This is a genomic window from Acinetobacter nematophilus (genome assembly GCF_026344175.1).
Classification (GTDB): domain Bacteria; phylum Pseudomonadota; class Gammaproteobacteria; order Pseudomonadales; family Moraxellaceae; genus Acinetobacter; species Acinetobacter nematophilus.
This window is the reverse complement of record NZ_JAPKMY010000007.1, coordinates 116,537-131,605: the sequence shown is the minus strand read 5'-3', so window position 1 is coordinate 131,605 and position 15,069 is coordinate 116,537. Positions and strand designations below refer to the sequence as shown.

The following is a 15,069-nucleotide window of genomic DNA, read 5'->3' as shown; positions in this document are numbered from 1 at the left end:
ATAATTGTGAATAAGATGATCAAAATGTTGCAAACCATCATTGGTTTTGAAATAGATGTAGAAAATCATTATGTTGCTTTACTTTCTTGTGGTCACCGCCAACATATGCGCCATCTTCCACCTTGGCAAAATCGCCCTTGGGCGATGACTGCGCAGGGTCGCCAGGAAAAAATTGCAACACCTATCGATTGCAAACAGTGTGATTTCCCCAAAAATAGTTTATAAATTTATGCATGCGCCAAATAAAAAGAGCTACCCGATGTCGAAAAATTCTGAATTAGAAATAAAAACTTACTATAACAAACTCGCTCAAAACTATGACAACAATCGCTTTAACAACAGTTATGGACAATATTTAGACCAACAGGAACGAGATTTTCTCAATCACACACTTAAAAACATATCCCCTGAACGATGTATGGATTTGGGTTGTGGTACTGGTCGCCTATTGGAATATGCCGACTATGGGGTAGACTTTAGCCCTGAAATGCTTAAAGTTGCCAAAACCAAGTATCCCAACAAGCTACTGCTTGAAGGTCGGTTAACGGACATACCCATCGCCAACCATAGCTTAGATGCTATCTATAGCTTTCATGTGATCATGCATCAAGATCATGCAACCACCATCCAGTTTCTAAATGAGGCACATCAAAAATTAAAATCAAAGGGGAAACTTATTTTCGACTTTCCTTCCGCCAAGCGTAGACAGGCAGTCAAGCACCAACAGGGCAACTGGCATGCAGCCCATCAAATGACCTTGTCGGAAATTGAAAAAATTGCAGGCACTCAGTGGAAAATCATTGCCTATCAGGGTTTTTTATTCTTCCCCATTCACCGTATTCCCATACGTTTCCGCCCGCTCTTCAAAACCTTGGATAATCTACTTTGCCGTTCATTTTTAAAAGAATATGCTTCTTACTTGGCTGTTGTTTTAGAAAAACAATCCACCCTTTCATCCGACCACTAGCATAACTTTACATGAAAAAATATTTACCCAAATCATGGAAATTACGTTACCAGCAGTTGCGAAGGTATAGTCGTGAACATCTATTTTCCTCAGCAGATTTTGCGTTGACACAGCAAAATTTATGGCCATCGAAATATCAAGTTTCAACATTGCAAGAAATCAAATCAAATGCTTATTTCGCAAATAAAATCCATAATATTGACCTTGCCATTCAAGCCTTAAATGGCGTAATCATTCAGCCACAACAGATTTTTTCATTTTGGCATTTGGTGAAAGCCCCTACCTTAAAAAATGGCTACAAAGCAGGTCGTAATTTAGTGAATGGGGTCATTTCAGAAGATCTAGGCGGTGGAATTTGTCAAATTTCATCTTCACTCTATATCACTGCATTAAAAGCTGGTTTGGGGATTGTCGAAAGGCATTCCCATTCCATAGATATTTATCAGGAACATGAACGCTTTACACCTTTAGGCAGTGATGCCACTGTGGTATATGGATATAAGGATTTGCAGTTTCAGAACAACCTCAACCTTGCTCTTCAGATCCAGATTTCTAGACAACACAATCAGTTGATCACACATTTGGTGGGTTTAGACGCTATTCAAGAATATACATTAAATTTCACCACCGAAGAGTTTCAAACCCATCGTATTGCCCATACTTTTCAAAATCAAAAACATATTGCTCAAAGTATTTATTTACTCAATTTACATAAGGGTGAAAGATAAGCTGTTTGTATCTGGATCATGCCATCACTTTAAGGTCATTAAAATTTTGCATGAGGGTTGTCCTCTGCCGTACTTTACTCCTCATATCAAAACAAAACATACACCTAGCGTGGGTCGTAGGTTGATTTCGAAATTGTATGAAGGCTGAGTAAGGTACCATCAAGATCATTTTTTCAAAACGTTGATCATACTGATTGGTATCTGTTTGATTCAAATCAAAAGGTTATTATACAGGACTGTCAGCAACAGCCCCCTATGCTTCTTTTCATCTTGGTTATTTCGAACTTTTTTCTTTAAATTGTTGTTGGTTATTTTCAATTAAATATTGATATGCAGTTTTTGGATTGCGTGGTAAGTCTAATTTTACGCGACAGGAAAATTCATCATCCCTTTCAAAAACAATAATTTCAGCATTTATTTCAATTGGACGACCAATTTCAAAATCTGTTTGATCGAGACTCGCTCCAAATAATTCAGCATACTTTGTTTCTAAATAGCCAATCGTGAAATCTTGCACCATCACTTTGATCGTATAATGCTGTCTCGGGTATTCTGGTTCACGCTGAATGGATGATTTTCTGATATAACTGTCATTTGACGGTCTTAACATCAGTTGATTGATCAATTTTTTTTGCGCTTGCGCATTGATATTTAGAACCAGTTCAAACTGCTCTAAACCTTTCCACTGAAAAGGATATTGTCGAAAATACATATCCCTTTCAAATTGGTATCGTTGCCAGCGTCGTTGATCGATCTGTTTGGCTAAAATAATGCCCAGCACCGCCACAACAACGAGTATCACAAGAATTAACATTGAATATGGTACCTAATCCTTCATTGACCATAAAAATAAGGAGCTGATGCTCCTTATCTTATCTAATTTTTCAGCTTATATGCCATATTTCACACGATAAGCTTCCATTTTTGCTAAAGCATCTTTGTCGCCTTTCGCATCCAGATAAGCCATCAGGTCTTTCATGGTAATTAAAGCATGAACTGGAATCTCAAGTTCTTTCTGAACTTCCTGAATCGCAGACAACTGACCCTGACCTTTTTCTTGGCGATCAAGTGCAACCAATACACCCGCAATTGTTGCACCTGCATTTTTAAGAATCGTGACAACTTCTCGAATTGCAGTACCAGCTGTAATGACATCATCAATAATCCACACTTTTTTACCTTCAACTGAAGCACCAACCAATACACCACCTTCACCATGATCTTTTGCTTCTTTGCGATTGAATCCCCAAGGTACACTCTGGTTGTGAACTTGAGACAGTGCTACAGCAGTCGCAGCAACGAAAGGAATTCCCTTGTACGCAGGTCCAAAAATCACTTCGACGTTGTTACATTGTGTTAATTTATCTGCATAACCTTGAGCAAGAAGCGATAATGCTTCACCATCGTTGAGTAACCCTGCATTAAAAAAATAAGGGCTCACACGACCTGATTTTAAAGTAAACTCACCAAATTTAAGCACACCACGTGATAATGCGAGTTCGATAAAAGCTTGTGGGTTAAACTGAGCTGGCGTTGACATGAGGTGCTCCAAAATTCATACATTGAGGTTATGACTGCGCATGATACCAAAGAGTAGCTATCCAAGTGATCAAAAAATTTTAAGAGTTGTCTCAATTAACGTAAATGGCTTACGTTCATCCGTCACCAAAGGCTTACTCGAATGGATGGAAAAGTCAGATGCCGATGTGATCTGTATCCAAGAAAGCCGCATCACACATGAACAATGGACAGACAAGTTTAAACCAGAAGGTTGGTTTACCCATCTTTTTCCTGCGCAAAAATCAGGTTATGCAGGTACGGCGATCTATAGTCGATTGCCTTTTAAATCGATCAGCAATGGTCTTGGTTTTGAACTTGCAGACAGTCAAGGGCGCTTTATCCAAGCGGAATTTGATATTGGCTTGGATAAACCGGTACAAATTTGCTCACTGTATCTGCCTTCTGGCTCATCTGGTGATGAGGCTCAGGCACGTAAAGATCATTTTTTAGAAGAATATGCAAAAATTTTAAAACAATGGCGAGATGAAGACAGATCCATCATTGTCTGTGGTGATTACAATATTGTGCATAAACGTATCGACATTAAAAACTGGTCGGGTAATCAAAAATCGTCTGGTTGCTTACCTCATGAGCGTGCTTGGCTTGATCATATTTATGATGATTTAGGTTATGTCGATACCTTCCGTGAAGTCCGCAAAGAAGCTGAACTATATTCATGGTGGTCCAATCGTGGACAAGCGCGAGCAAAAAATGTGGGCTGGCGGATCGATTACCATGCCTGCTCGCCTGACTGGAAAGACCGTACCGTCAACGCCTGGGTGTATAAAGACGAATGGTATAGCGACCATGCCCCCGTGGTGATTGACTACAAAATTTAAGTCATTTTGAGTGGATTTTAATCAAAATTCACTTAATTAGTGTACATTCGTACACTGAATATACGGTAAAAACCTACAAAATTTGTCGTGTTATCGTATATTTTCTTCACCTCAATAAGCGCATTATAGCTTCCACGGCACAGGGACATTGTCAGGATGACAGCAAAGGGATAGGACGCCGTAGGACGAAAAGAAATAAATATGTAGAGTATTTATTTTGCAAGGATGTGACATTGGACGTTGTAATGAGACCCGCATAATCAGGATGATTAGATGCGGGTTTTCTCTTTTTTATTTTTGCTTTTTTAATGCTTGGTTATTTTAAAATCTTTTATCTCAGTCGATCTCATGCCAACTTATTCAAAAGATTAATCTCACAATATTAATTTTTTATGACAGAAAGCCCTTGTTTCAAAATATTTTATCTATTCTATACCGTTTAGATCGACAATTTTGATACTCTTTCAGTTAAATGATGCGATTGTAAATTAGGTTGAGACATGTTGAAAATTTATGGCATTAAAAATTGCAACTCAATGAAAAAAGCGTTTGATCTGCTTACAGCACTCGGATTGAACTATGAGTTTCATGATTATAAGAAACAGGGTATCGACAAAGATACAGTTCAGTTATGGCTGGATCGATTAGGAAAAGATGTGATTCTCAATAAAAAGGGAACAACATGGAAAAAACTCAGTGAACAGGAACAACAGCTTGCCTTATCCAGTGATGAAAACTTAATTGCCACACTCACTACTCATACCAGTTTGATTAAACGTCCTGTGATTGATCAGAATGGTCAATTTGTGGTGGGTTATGATGAAGATCAAATCAAAGCCTTAAAAACCAATGCATGACCATTCTACAGAACAAACGAAAAAAAGCCTGATCGAGTGAACAGGCTTTTTATTTGGTTCAAGCATTCGTCTTAGTTTGCACGTACCCAAGTTTGGTTACGACCTAAAGCCGAGATACCCATATATCCGCGCAACTTTAATTGATTTCCAGCAAGCTCGCCTTTCAGTTTATACGTTTTGCCATTTTTAGGATCAAGAATCGTACCATTGTCATAAGCCTTACCACCGACATTTTGCAGGCCATGAACGATGGTCACGCCTTTCAATGATTTGTTGTGATAAGGTCCTTCACATTTGCTGCAAGAGTTTTCTTCGCCTGGTGTTAAAATGCTTTGAATCGTTGCCGTCAATGTTCCATTTTTTTGTTCAGTGAATTTCACAATTGCTTTTGGTTGTTTCGTTGTATCATCAATTGTTTTCCAAACTGTTCCATTGAGTGGATCTGCAGCGTTTGCAAGAACTGTTGCCGATAATACGCCTAATGCGAGTACAATTTTTTTCATTGTTTTGTTTTCCCTAGTCTAATTGACAATCTATAGTATCAAAAACTTGCGTCAATTTAGCAATTCTTCTATGTGACTATATAGTGTACCCTTGTAACAAATGTTGGTAAATCAACAAAAATAAAGTCGAAAATTTAACAATATGGAATAAACGTGAAGATGAACTCAGCCCTGAAACAATATCTTACAGAATCTATTCTTAAATCCAGCTTCAAATTTCCAAGCCGCTTTAATCTTCCTCCTGCTACAGCGCGTTTTGCGATAGAACAACTTGCACGCGTTTTCCCGCAACGTAAAGATGTTCAAATACGTCCTTTACGGATTGCAGGAATTCGAGCAGAAGAGATCAAACCTCAAGCACAATCAACTCAAATGATTCTACATATTCATGGTGGTGCTTTTTTTGTAGGATCGCTGAAAACACATCGTGCTTTTCTTTCCGAAATTGCAGCACGAACACAAATGCAAGTGCTACATCTTGATTATCCACTTGCACCTGAGAATAAGTTTCCTGAAGCCGGGGACGCCATTTACGATGTCTATCAACAACTTTTGGATCAAGGCATTCAACCAAAAGACATCATCGTTTCAGGGGATTCTTGTGGTGCAAATTTGGCTCTGGCATTGACGTTAAGAATTAAAGTTGAAAATAAGCAGCAACTTCCAAGCGCATTAATCCTGATGTCTCCATTTCTAGACTTGACCCTCACAGGAGAGTCTCTACGTTATAACCAAAAGCATGATGCACTGCTCTCTATAGAAGCACTTGAGTCTGGCATTGATTTTTATGTGCCCAAACATTTAGATCGCTCTTTGCCTGCACTCTCCCCAATTTTTGGAGATTTTGAAGGTCTTCCTCCAACACTTGTACAAATTGGTTCCAAAGAAATTTTGCTTTCAGATGCACAACGTTTTGAAGAAAAAGCCAAAGCAGCAAATGTTCAGGTTAATTACAAGCTCTATACAGGCATGTGGCATAATTTTCAGATGTTTAGTCCATGGTTTGAGGAAGCAAAGCAATCTTTAGCCGATCTCGCAGAATTTGCACATAAAGTTGATCAGGATTAGTCCTTAAAATATTGCCTCAAACAAAAAACAACAGTGAATCAACACAATTCACTGTTGTTTTTATTTTTATCAATCACAAAAATTAATCCTTATACAAACAGCTTAAATACGATTTTGCTATATTTCATCTTTTATCTAAATCCTTATTTTTTAATTCTCGTTTAAAGAGAATAAGACTATTTCTTATATTGTTAACTTTTACTGCAAAATTAATCACCCTTTTATAAATTATGTTTATATTCATCAATTATTTACATCAACTTAAATTTGAGTTTGACTGAATAACTTGATACATTCTCAGAATCACAAAATAAAAATCCAAGTATGGATGGATTAGATGATGCGTAATAAAATTTATTCTGAAAGACGGCGTAAAATTCACTCATTATTCAATCAAGTGTTGAAACACTCTTTTATTGCTAAACTTATTCATAAAAACTCTACTCATCATGAGTTAGAAATTGATCCACAGACAGGTATATATAACCAATTTGCAATTAACAGCTATTTAAAAGAATTGCACCCTCAAAGTGACTCTCATTATGGGATTATTTTACTGAGCGTTGATAATTTGAATACAGTTAAAACGCAATATAATTTAAAGACGGCGAATAAAGCTTTAGCAGCTATTGCTGTGGAGTTATCACAAAATATTCGTGAAACAGATTTAATCGGTCGCTATGGTGAGTCCGAATTTATTTTAATTTTAAGTGATGTCAACCAAGCACAGGCTCAACAAATTGCATTGCGTTTAACAGATCTGATCAACAATCACGAGTTTAAAATTAACAACAAAACTTTGTCACTTCAAAGCAGTTATGGCGTTTCTGTTTCGAAACAAGACAGCATGAGCAATACTATCCTACAACAGGCTGATGAAGCACTGCACGTAGCAAAAACCAATCGTCATCAATTTTATTCAAGTACAGGGGTTCGATCTTAATAAAAGATTTGTTAAATCATTGATGCATTGTTTTTAATGTTTGTTTTTTTATAAAATTTTTTAACAAATCATGCATAAGAATGTTTTGTTAACCTAGATTATAGTCACTATAATTTAGTAAATATCATCAATATACAATTATGACTGACTGACAAAATAGAGGAATAAATATGGATGGCAGAATCAAATTTAGGCATTAATCTTTTTTTTAAAAAACTGAAAACACAATTTGATTCAAACATCATCATGAATTGGACCAGTTTACATAAATGTATTTTGATCCTTTTTCTCACGATCGCTTTACAATTTTCTTGGATCGCATGGAAGGTCTTTATTGTATTGAATCCAGAAATTTGGCAATGGGTGAATATCTCACTGATCCGCTCACAACTGATTCTCAATACCGCCTCAACCATATTGCTTTTTTTTCTGATCGCATTTTGCTATTTTTTTCAAGATAAAAAATGGGCAAATACTTATTTACCTCATATTGTTATCAATATTTTTATTATTCTAATGCTGACAGATGGCTTTTTAGTGGGTATTTATAGTCCAGCCACTGTGTTTGCATTCGTGTGTATTTCAGGTTTAGGGCTGATTTTATTTAATCGAAAAATTATCTATATTCAGCTTGTAACCGCCTTGGTGATTTATATTTCAATGATGTTCTTTACCTATTGGCACATCATTCCTTATGCACCAATCTTTAGTACACGAATATTTGAAAATAATCGCCATGACAATCTGTTTTGGGTAGGTTCCATGCTGTATTTTATTGTTCCTATTTTAATTGCAGGTTTAGTTTTATGTGAAATTTTACTTTCACAATGGCGACATAGAGAGTCTTTGATAAAAAAACTCAGTGAAACAGACCCATTGACCAATCTATATAATCGCCGCTTTTTCAATGAAAAACTTAATGCGATCCAAACCACACAAACTCATTATGTAATTATCCTAATTGATATCGACCATTTTAAAGAAATCAATGATTTATATGGTCATCACTTTGGTGATGAAGCATTATGCCAAGTCGCTCAGTTATTAGTTTCACATATTCGCCTATCCGATATTGTCGCACGCTATGGCGGAGAAGAATTTATTATTGCCTTACCAGAAACCACTTTAAGTGTTGCTCAAGCAATCGCTGAACGTTGCCGCTTGGCCATACAAAATCAAGTCCTTGAATCGCTTGATCATCATTATGTACAACTCACTGCAAGTTTTGGCATCGCCACTTCTGTTGATGATGACAATGTGAGTAAAGTCATTCACCTCGCAGATAAAGCACTCTATCAGGCAAAACAATCAGGGCGTAATCAAGTGCGCTTGTATCACGCACCGATCAACGAAATCGCTTAACGTTGGTGTTCAGGCAGATCATGTTCGATATTGTTCTTCACATGCTACAAATCGAAACTCAGCTTTAGCTTCTGCAATCCATTGCTGTACAGCAGGCACCGTCAATAATTTTTGAATATAGCGCTGGCCGTTGTCTGGCACAGGAATGCCATAAGTCTTGAAACGCATCACAACAGGTGCATAGAATGCATCAACAATACCAAAGCGTTCACCACATAAAAAACCATCAAGCTGTGGGCGTTCAGACCATAAGTGTAGAATACGATTTACATCTTGCTGTAACGAATGATCTTGCCAGAGCTTTAAACCCACCTCTTTTAAATCTGCATCAATATTCATGCCACATCTACTGCGTAGTGCAGTAAAGCTACTGTGCATCTCCGCAGACATAGATCGAGCACGTGCGCGCTGTTTGATGTCCTGTGGCCATAATTGTTTTTCGGGAAATTTCTCAGCAAGATATTCACAGATTGCCAAAGAGTCCCAAATTAAAAAGCCATCATCCGTCAGGGCAGGCACTTTGCCTGTAGGATTAATTTTTAAAATACTTTGTTTAAATTGACTATCCATATCAAAGTGATCAAAAGGAATTAAGCGTTCCATGAAGGGAATGTTAAAATGTTGAATCACAAGCCAAGGGCGCATAGACCAAGTTGAATAGTTTTTATCACCAATAAAAAGTTCTAGCATTTTTATCTTCCTCTATTTATATACGCTTCAATAAGAGCATAGTGAGTTTTTCGCCTGTCTAAAATATAAAATTCAGCAAAAAAAAGGAGCAATTTAACTGCTCCTTTTTCTCTGAACGGTATGACTTAGAATAAATAAGAAATACCCAAACCTGCTTTATAGCTACGATCACGCCCATTTAAATCTACACCGATACTGCCATCAAGCTGAGTACGTTGATTCACAGCATAGATCAAACCTGAACCTAAACCATATTCATAGCTTTTACTTTCAGTTTTCGAATAAACGAATTCTGAGAAACCTGAAAGATTGCCAGTAATTTTATAACCTACTGTAGGAATCGCTGTGACTGACCAATGCCCATCTTGAACCGCATAATTCATGGTGATACCCGTATTGACCAAATCGTTATACTGATAATCCAAAGATGTGCCAATACTATAGATATCGTCCTCTTCAGAAAAACCATCATTTCCGGTTGCAATCAATGCTTGCGCCAAGATCGCCATAGACAACTTATCATCTTTTAAATCAATGGCTTTTTTAATTCCGATAGAAACATCACCCAAACCAGAGTCATCGTCTTTCATGCCTCTATACTTGGTTTGTGTCCAAGCTGGGCCTTGCCAACCTAACTGCAACTCCATACTTGAGGTTAAACCTGTACGAAGCAGCATATCACCATTGAGGGTCACAGTTTTTGCTTTTGCACCATCTACTCGAGTTTCAGTATAGGTTGCGCTTGGTAGACCCTGCTCCCAAGCCAATTGACCTACTGGAGTAATTCCTGTTCCAAAACCTGATCCAGGACGATCAAAAGAAAATTCTGCTGCCATTGCGCTTATACTTAGACTCGAAGCAAGGGCTAATGTGATTCTATTTAAAATTGCCATATGAAGACTCAAAATTTACGATAATTCTTTGGACATTTTCGCACCGCGACTACGTAGTAACTCTAAAGATTCTTTCTCTTCAGGTAAAGCCTGAGACCAATCTATTTGATCAAATTCACAATCAAAGAACAAATCACTGATCGATGATAAAATGGTTTTTCCTTCATCATCTTTGGTATTTGGATCAACTTTATGATCTAACAGCTTTTGAATTACGGGCACACATGCAGCACTTGCTGCATCCCATAAAGGACCATAACACTCTTCTGCATCCCATAAATAAAAATTTGCCTTGGCATGAATCAAAGCATCTAAAATATCCAAATGTGGTTGTAAATCTTGAGCTTTCTGTTCTGCACTTAAGGGTTCCCCTGCTTCATAAGCATCACAGACTTTTTCCCACCATTTAAATAATCCATCTGACCAGATAGATACTGCTGGCCCTTTTTCTGGCTCCATAAAGTTAGGGTCGAACCCATCTGCGAGCAAACGTTTAACTTGAGCAAGGTCTAAATCTTCTAAAGCCTGTATAAAGACTTGTTGTTGTGCTGATAACATTTTGATCTCACTATTCTATTCCTATCAATATTATGACGAATATTTTAAAAATAGCTTTGAAAAAATTTAATCCTTCATTTTTTTGGTTTAAATGGCATTTATTGTTAACTTATGACAAAGTGCATCGCAATTTTTATTTTTGATTCATAAAAAAAGGCCCGAAGGCCTTTTTTATACTCATGCTTCATCTGCATCTGCAAGTTCTAACTTACCACCACGTGGATTTTCAGTTTTCTCCAAAACATGCTCTAAACTACGTTTTACACGATCAATCGCACCATGTAATGAAAGATCTATATTTTTAGCGCGATGTTTTACTACCACCGGTTTTAAACCTGCCGCTTTCACTTCGATCATACATTGAATATCATCATCCCCACCTTTGTCCCCATTTTCATCACTGATATGAACTGAAAACTGGGTAATACGCTCGCTATGACGTTGGAATTCTTGATTTAGCTCGTCGCGTACGTAAGTAATTAAACGATCACTATTTCTAATATTTTTATCTGTACGGATTTCAATATTCATAAAAAAACCTCTTTCTTCATCTAAAACAGTGCAAAACTTATATTTTTGGCTCATTCAAAGCCTACTGTTTAAAACAGCTTTTCACCTTCAATAAATTGGAACCTGAACTCCTCTATTGGAAAGATGAACACTTTTAATGATCTGCAGATAGGTGTTCTTATATCTTCAATATCAGGCCATATTGAAAAATATGCAAGCGGATTTTTAACTTTTTTATGAAAACAATATGAAAAATGACATCTTGTTACTTTACTTTATAATTTAATGATTTTTTTAAATTTTTTAGCATCAATCCTGACTAAATCAATCAACTCTATATAAAACTATACTGATGGATCAAATCCAAAAGTTCAATTTTTAATTTATTTTTCGATTCACCTTTTCAGCACACTTCCCTACTTGATGTTTACATATTTATTTACATTCCATCTATTTTTAGCTTTATTTTTATCGCGGAATCTGTATCCTTGAAGCGCTTTTCTTGGGGGAAAGATTTTTCATGAAACTTACACATCTCGCTGCGGTTTGTGCAATCGCTTCAACTGCAACTTTGGCTCAAGCTGCGCCAGTTTGGCAAGATTTTAGTATTACTGGTCTGTATGGTGAAAACTATGAATTAACACCAGATGAAAAACAATCTACAATCACTTTTGAGTATGCTGCAAAGCTAAAATACGGTGATTTTTTTGCATTTGCAGACCGTACTCACAGTGATGGTCAATCAGACACTTATTTTGAAGTTTCACCACGTCTCAGTTTAGGTGCAGTTTCAGGAAAAAAACTTGAACTTGGCCCAATTAAAGATGTATTGATCGCAACCACTTGGGAAGGTGGTAAAGATATGAACAATTACCTCTATGGTGTTGGTGTAGATTTAGCGATTCCATATTTCCAATACGCACAGTTAAATTTCTATCGTGCCAATAATGAAATCCAAGAAGATGACTACCAATTGACATTTACTTATGGAATTCCATTTAAAATTGCTTCTGAAGAGTTTCTCGTAGATGGTTTCTTAGATTGGTCAACTGCAGAGAAAGATCAAGTTGCTCACTCAAGTGAATTGAACTGGACCACACAATGGAAATGGAATGCAGGTAAGCACATTTCTCCAGATACTCGTCTGTACCTTGGTGTGGAACATTCTGTATGGCACAATAAATATGGCGTCCCTGGTAAAGATGAAAATAATGTCAGTGCACTTGTGAAATATCACTTTTAATTGATTGATTATGTATTAATAAAAAAGCAGGGTTTCAACCTTGCTTTTTTATTGCCCTTAAAAATAAATCTTTCTAAAATAAACAGACAAATTTTCTTTTGATCGAGATTCATGAATTTTCAGATCCGTCCTGCGAAAATCTCAGACCTGCCTGAGATCATGCAGATTTATAATCAAGAAATTAAAACAGGTTTAGCCACTTGGAACAGTCAATTAAAAACCTTAGATGATTATCAACACTGGTTTTTAGAATTAGAACAAAATCAATTCCCGATTTTTGTGGTAGAAGAAATCTCTACACATGCGATTGCAGGTTATGCAGATTATTCGAGTTTCAGAGCAATTAATGGCTATAAGCAAACTGTAGAGCATTCTGTTTATATTGATCCAACTTATGCACGGCAAGGGCTGGGAAAACGTCTCATGCTCAAACTCGTTGAACATGCCCAACAGCAAGGCGTACATGTGATGGTAGCCGCAATCGATCACGAAAATGCAGCATCGATTTATCTACATCAGCAACTCGGATTTAAACAGACTGGCTATATGCCTCAAGTTGGACAAAAATTTGGTGTGTGGCGAGATTTAGTCTTCATGCAACTCAACTTTGATGGATCACCAACGTCTCTTCATGAAGGCTAAGACTGATTGAATTAAGGAAGTGGGTCGTGTTTTAGGCAAAGACTGTCCAAACAAAATACCCAATACTAGCAAATTCGTCTAATCAAACTGTATGACAAATTGAAGAACGTTTTAGCAAAAACAAATCTCAAGGTTTGTTTGTAAATTATTCAAAATCTGTTGTATAACCATAAACAATCTTGCTGAACTTCAGAACGAATATCTATGAATAAAACAATAATGTTTTTATTGGCACCATTGGCTCTGATCCTTCATACATCAAGCTATGCTGATGACTACAATGATCCCAAAGTACAACAGGGTTGTGCCAAACTCAGTCAATATCGTAAATTGGGGCAAAAATTTTATAACCAGAAAAACTATAAAAAAGCACTCGATCAGTTTCAAAAGCAAGCATCCTGGAGCGATTTTTGTCAGTCGGTTGGTCAAGAAGAGACGGGCATCCAAGTTTCAGACAATGACATCGACATTGCCAATAATAATGTGGGTTTAACGTATAGCAAACTCAATAAACCATTATGGGCAAGAGCATGGTTTCAAATCAAAACCACAAAAACCAGTCAATTTAATTTAAAAAAGTTAGCAGTCCCTCAAGCAAATAATGACTTTACCGGAGAATATGTCAGTTATGCAGGTTTTGGTGAGTGGAACCGGGTTAATGTTAAAAAGCGTGATCAGAAATATCACATTGAATTCACTGGTTTATGGATGGGACCTCGAAGCCTAATTTATGGTCCTAATATTGGCGAGTTTGAAACAGAAATGCCTCTTCAAGCGAAGAAAGCAGGCTATCGTTATAAAAATTGTCGAATTGCTATCAATTTTACTTATAGCCCGTCTTTAGGAAATTTTATTGAAGTGAAAGAATTAACTGAACAGACCGATTGTGGCTTTGGTATGAATGTTTCATCAACGGGCTATTATCAGAAAGTTGAACCTCGATAATACAGGGCTTAACCCACCTCCCTTTATTGAAGGAGGTGCACAAAATGTTTTCACGGTTTTGTTAAATTGCCACTAAGTCGCGAATTCCTTTTTCAGGCATTTCTTCACCGATGCCTTGTGCAACCACCTGTCCACGTGCCATAACAGTATAGTTATCTGCCAGCTCCTCAGCAAAATCATAAAATTGCTCGACCAATACAATCGCCATTTCCCCACGATCTGCTAATTTTCGAATCACCCGCCCAATATCTTTGATGATTGACGGTTGGATTCCTTCGGTCGGTTCATCTAAGATCAGCACTTTGGGTTCTGAAGCCAAAGCTCGTGCAATGGCTAATTGCTGTTGCTGTCCCCCTGATAAATCGCCTCCACGGCGATGTTTCATTTCATCGAGGACTGGAAAAACTTCATATAAATGCTCAGGAACTTTACGGGTTTTTGCGCCGGAAAATTTTGCCATGCCAATCAAAATATTTTCCTCTACCGTCAATGTAGAAAAAATATCCCGCCCTTGCGGAACATAAGCCAACCCTGCTCTCACCCGCTGTTCAGGGCTCATTTTGGCAATATCTTGACCATCCAAGAGAATCTGACCAGACTTAATTGGCAAGATTCCCATCAAACATTTTAATAACGTGGTTTTTCCTACACCATTTCTTCCCAAAACCACCGAACATTCACCGATTGGCGCATTGAGGCTAACATCGCGGAGAATATGGCTTCCGCCATAAAATTGATTGATGTCTTTCACTTGTAACATA

Annotated in this window: 19 protein-coding genes; 11 read left to right on the top strand and 8 right to left on the bottom strand. The window is 37.2% G+C overall.

Features of this window, described 5'->3' with window-relative positions:
* Window positions 1–24: 24 nt before the first annotated feature.
* The 3 genes from OSH00_RS13770 to OSH00_RS13760 are packed head-to-tail and all read left to right on the top strand — an operon-like array spanning window position 25 to window position 1,695.
* A complete protein-coding gene (locus OSH00_RS13770) occupies window positions 25–225 on the top strand; it encodes a DUF3565 domain-containing protein (RefSeq protein ID WP_266130890.1) in 201 nt (66 codons plus the stop codon).
* 34 nt (window positions 226–259) lie between these two features.
* Window positions 260–967, top strand: coding sequence for a class I SAM-dependent methyltransferase (locus OSH00_RS13765; protein ID WP_266130889.1), 708 nt, complete (start codon window positions 260–262; stop codon window positions 965–967).
* An 11-nt stretch (window positions 968–978) separates the two neighbouring features.
* Window positions 979–1,695 (top strand): VanW family protein, encoded by a 717-nt coding sequence (locus OSH00_RS13760; protein ID WP_266130888.1) that lies wholly within the window; start codon window positions 979–981, stop codon window positions 1,693–1,695.
* A 274-nt stretch (window positions 1,696–1,969) separates the two neighbouring features.
* Here OSH00_RS13760 and OSH00_RS13755 read toward each other — a convergent pair whose 3' ends face one another.
* On the bottom strand, window positions 1,970–2,509 hold the full coding sequence (locus OSH00_RS13755; protein WP_196076163.1) for a hypothetical protein: 540 nt from the start codon (window positions 2,507–2,509) through the stop codon (window positions 1,970–1,972).
* 75 nt (window positions 2,510–2,584) lie between these two features.
* On the bottom strand, window positions 2,585–3,235 hold the full coding sequence (gene pyrE / locus OSH00_RS13750; RefSeq protein ID WP_266130887.1) for an orotate phosphoribosyltransferase: 651 nt from the start codon (window positions 3,233–3,235) through the stop codon (window positions 2,585–2,587).
* A gap of 40 nt (window positions 3,236–3,275) precedes the next feature.
* On the opposite strand from pyrE, the gene OSH00_RS13745 reads away from it, so the two are divergent.
* Entirely contained in the window at window positions 3,276–4,094 is an 819-nt protein-coding gene (locus OSH00_RS13745; protein ID WP_266130886.1) for an exodeoxyribonuclease III, read from the top strand.
* A gap of 500 nt (window positions 4,095–4,594) precedes the next feature.
* Entirely contained in the window at window positions 4,595–4,951 is a 357-nt protein-coding gene (locus tag OSH00_RS13740; protein ID WP_266130885.1) for a Spx/MgsR family RNA polymerase-binding regulatory protein, read from the top strand.
* A 71-nt stretch (window positions 4,952–5,022) separates the two neighbouring features.
* Here OSH00_RS13740 and OSH00_RS13735 read toward each other — a convergent pair whose 3' ends face one another.
* Window positions 5,023–5,454: a DUF2147 domain-containing protein gene (locus OSH00_RS13735; RefSeq protein ID WP_196076160.1), complete on the bottom strand. Its 432-nt coding sequence runs from the start codon at window positions 5,452–5,454 to the stop codon at window positions 5,023–5,025.
* 159 nt (window positions 5,455–5,613) lie between these two features.
* On the opposite strand from OSH00_RS13735, the gene OSH00_RS13730 reads away from it, so the two are divergent.
* From OSH00_RS13730 to OSH00_RS13720, 3 genes are all read left to right on the top strand, one after another.
* Window positions 5,614–6,522 carry an alpha/beta hydrolase gene (locus tag OSH00_RS13730; RefSeq protein WP_266130967.1) on the top strand — a complete coding sequence of 303 codons (909 nt, stop codon included), beginning with the start codon at window positions 5,614–5,616 and terminating at the stop codon, window positions 6,520–6,522.
* 340 nt (window positions 6,523–6,862) lie between these two features.
* Entirely contained in the window at window positions 6,863–7,465 is a 603-nt protein-coding gene (locus OSH00_RS13725) for a GGDEF domain-containing protein (protein ID WP_266130884.1), read from the top strand.
* Window positions 7,466–7,639: 174 nt separating this feature from the next.
* Window positions 7,640–8,827 (top strand): GGDEF domain-containing protein, encoded by a 1,188-nt coding sequence (locus tag OSH00_RS13720; RefSeq protein ID WP_266130883.1) that lies wholly within the window; start codon window positions 7,640–7,642, stop codon window positions 8,825–8,827.
* Window positions 8,828–8,845: 18 nt separating this feature from the next.
* Here OSH00_RS13720 and OSH00_RS13715 read toward each other — a convergent pair whose 3' ends face one another.
* The 4 genes from OSH00_RS13715 to OSH00_RS13700 all read right to left on the bottom strand — a co-directional run bounded on the left by OSH00_RS13715 (window position 8,846) and on the right by OSH00_RS13700 (window position 11,499).
* Window positions 8,846–9,517, bottom strand: a complete 672-nt coding sequence (locus OSH00_RS13715) for a glutathione S-transferase family protein (RefSeq protein ID WP_266130882.1) — start codon at window positions 9,515–9,517, stop codon at window positions 8,846–8,848.
* A 125-nt stretch (window positions 9,518–9,642) separates the two neighbouring features.
* Window positions 9,643–10,410: a transporter gene (locus tag OSH00_RS13710; RefSeq protein ID WP_266130881.1), complete on the bottom strand. Its 768-nt coding sequence runs from the start codon at window positions 10,408–10,410 to the stop codon at window positions 9,643–9,645.
* 15 nt (window positions 10,411–10,425) lie between these two features.
* A complete protein-coding gene (locus tag OSH00_RS13705) occupies window positions 10,426–10,968 on the bottom strand; it encodes an ankyrin repeat domain-containing protein (RefSeq protein ID WP_266130880.1) in 543 nt (180 codons plus the stop codon).
* A 177-nt stretch (window positions 10,969–11,145) separates the two neighbouring features.
* Window positions 11,146–11,499: an HPF/RaiA family ribosome-associated protein gene (locus OSH00_RS13700; protein ID WP_004826046.1), complete on the bottom strand. Its 354-nt coding sequence runs from the start codon at window positions 11,497–11,499 to the stop codon at window positions 11,146–11,148.
* Window positions 11,500–11,998: 499 nt separating this feature from the next.
* Between OSH00_RS13700 and OSH00_RS13695 the strand changes: the two genes are divergently transcribed.
* The 3 genes from OSH00_RS13695 to OSH00_RS13685 all read left to right on the top strand — a co-directional run bounded on the left by OSH00_RS13695 (window position 11,999) and on the right by OSH00_RS13685 (window position 14,308).
* Window positions 11,999–12,721, top strand: a complete 723-nt coding sequence (locus OSH00_RS13695; protein WP_266130879.1) for an outer membrane protein OmpK — start codon at window positions 11,999–12,001, stop codon at window positions 12,719–12,721.
* A 111-nt stretch (window positions 12,722–12,832) separates the two neighbouring features.
* The gene (locus OSH00_RS13690) at window positions 12,833–13,363 is read left to right on the top strand and encodes a GNAT family N-acetyltransferase (protein ID WP_266130878.1); all 531 of its coding nucleotides are present in this window, start codon (window positions 12,833–12,835) and stop codon (window positions 13,361–13,363) included.
* Between the two features lie 204 nt (window positions 13,364–13,567).
* A complete protein-coding gene (locus OSH00_RS13685; protein ID WP_266130877.1) occupies window positions 13,568–14,308 on the top strand; it encodes a hypothetical protein in 741 nt (246 codons plus the stop codon).
* Between the two features lie 61 nt (window positions 14,309–14,369).
* On the opposite strand, the gene urtE is transcribed toward OSH00_RS13685, so the two are convergent.
* Window positions 14,370–15,068, bottom strand: a complete 699-nt coding sequence (gene urtE / locus OSH00_RS13680; RefSeq protein ID WP_266130876.1) for an urea ABC transporter ATP-binding subunit UrtE — start codon at window positions 15,066–15,068, stop codon at window positions 14,370–14,372.
* Between the last annotated feature and the right edge of the window lies 1 nt (window position 15,069).

Bases quoted from the DNA above. Each gene is read 5' to 3' on its own strand.
- OSH00_RS13770 (WP_266130890.1), top strand. From the start codon at position 25: ATGTTGCAAACCATCATTGGTTTTGAAATAGATGTAGAAAATCATTAT.
- OSH00_RS13765 (WP_266130889.1), top strand. From the start codon at position 260: ATGTCGAAAAATTCTGAATTAGAAATAAAAACTTACTATAACAAACTC.
- OSH00_RS13760 (WP_266130888.1), top strand. From the start codon at position 979: ATGAAAAAATATTTACCCAAATCATGGAAATTACGTTACCAGCAGTTG.
- OSH00_RS13755 (WP_196076163.1), bottom strand. From the start codon at position 2,509: ATGTTAATTCTTGTGATACTCGTTGTTGTGGCGGTGCTGGGCATTATT.
- pyrE (WP_266130887.1), bottom strand. From the start codon at position 3,235: ATGTCAACGCCAGCTCAGTTTAACCCACAAGCTTTTATCGAACTCGCA.
- OSH00_RS13745 (WP_266130886.1), top strand. From the start codon at position 3,276: ATGATACCAAAGAGTAGCTATCCAAGTGATCAAAAAATTTTAAGAGTT.
- OSH00_RS13740 (WP_266130885.1), top strand. From the start codon at position 4,595: ATGTTGAAAATTTATGGCATTAAAAATTGCAACTCAATGAAAAAAGCG.
- OSH00_RS13735 (WP_196076160.1), bottom strand. From the start codon at position 5,454: ATGAAAAAAATTGTACTCGCATTAGGCGTATTATCGGCAACAGTTCTT.
- OSH00_RS13730 (WP_266130967.1), top strand. From the start codon at position 5,614: ATGAACTCAGCCCTGAAACAATATCTTACAGAATCTATTCTTAAATCC.
- OSH00_RS13725 (WP_266130884.1), top strand. From the start codon at position 6,863: ATGCGTAATAAAATTTATTCTGAAAGACGGCGTAAAATTCACTCATTA.
- OSH00_RS13720 (WP_266130883.1), top strand. From the start codon at position 7,640: ATGGCAGAATCAAATTTAGGCATTAATCTTTTTTTTAAAAAACTGAAA.
- OSH00_RS13715 (WP_266130882.1), bottom strand. From the start codon at position 9,517: ATGCTAGAACTTTTTATTGGTGATAAAAACTATTCAACTTGGTCTATG.
- OSH00_RS13710 (WP_266130881.1), bottom strand. From the start codon at position 10,410: ATGGCAATTTTAAATAGAATCACATTAGCCCTTGCTTCGAGTCTAAGT.
- OSH00_RS13705 (WP_266130880.1), bottom strand. From the start codon at position 10,968: ATGTTATCAGCACAACAACAAGTCTTTATACAGGCTTTAGAAGATTTA.
- OSH00_RS13700 (WP_004826046.1), bottom strand. From the start codon at position 11,499: ATGAATATTGAAATCCGTACAGATAAAAATATTAGAAATAGTGATCGT.
- OSH00_RS13695 (WP_266130879.1), top strand. From the start codon at position 11,999: ATGAAACTTACACATCTCGCTGCGGTTTGTGCAATCGCTTCAACTGCA.
- OSH00_RS13690 (WP_266130878.1), top strand. From the start codon at position 12,833: ATGAATTTTCAGATCCGTCCTGCGAAAATCTCAGACCTGCCTGAGATC.
- OSH00_RS13685 (WP_266130877.1), top strand. From the start codon at position 13,568: ATGAATAAAACAATAATGTTTTTATTGGCACCATTGGCTCTGATCCTT.
- urtE (WP_266130876.1), bottom strand. From the start codon at position 15,068: ATGTTACAAGTGAAAGACATCAATCAATTTTATGGCGGAAGCCATATT.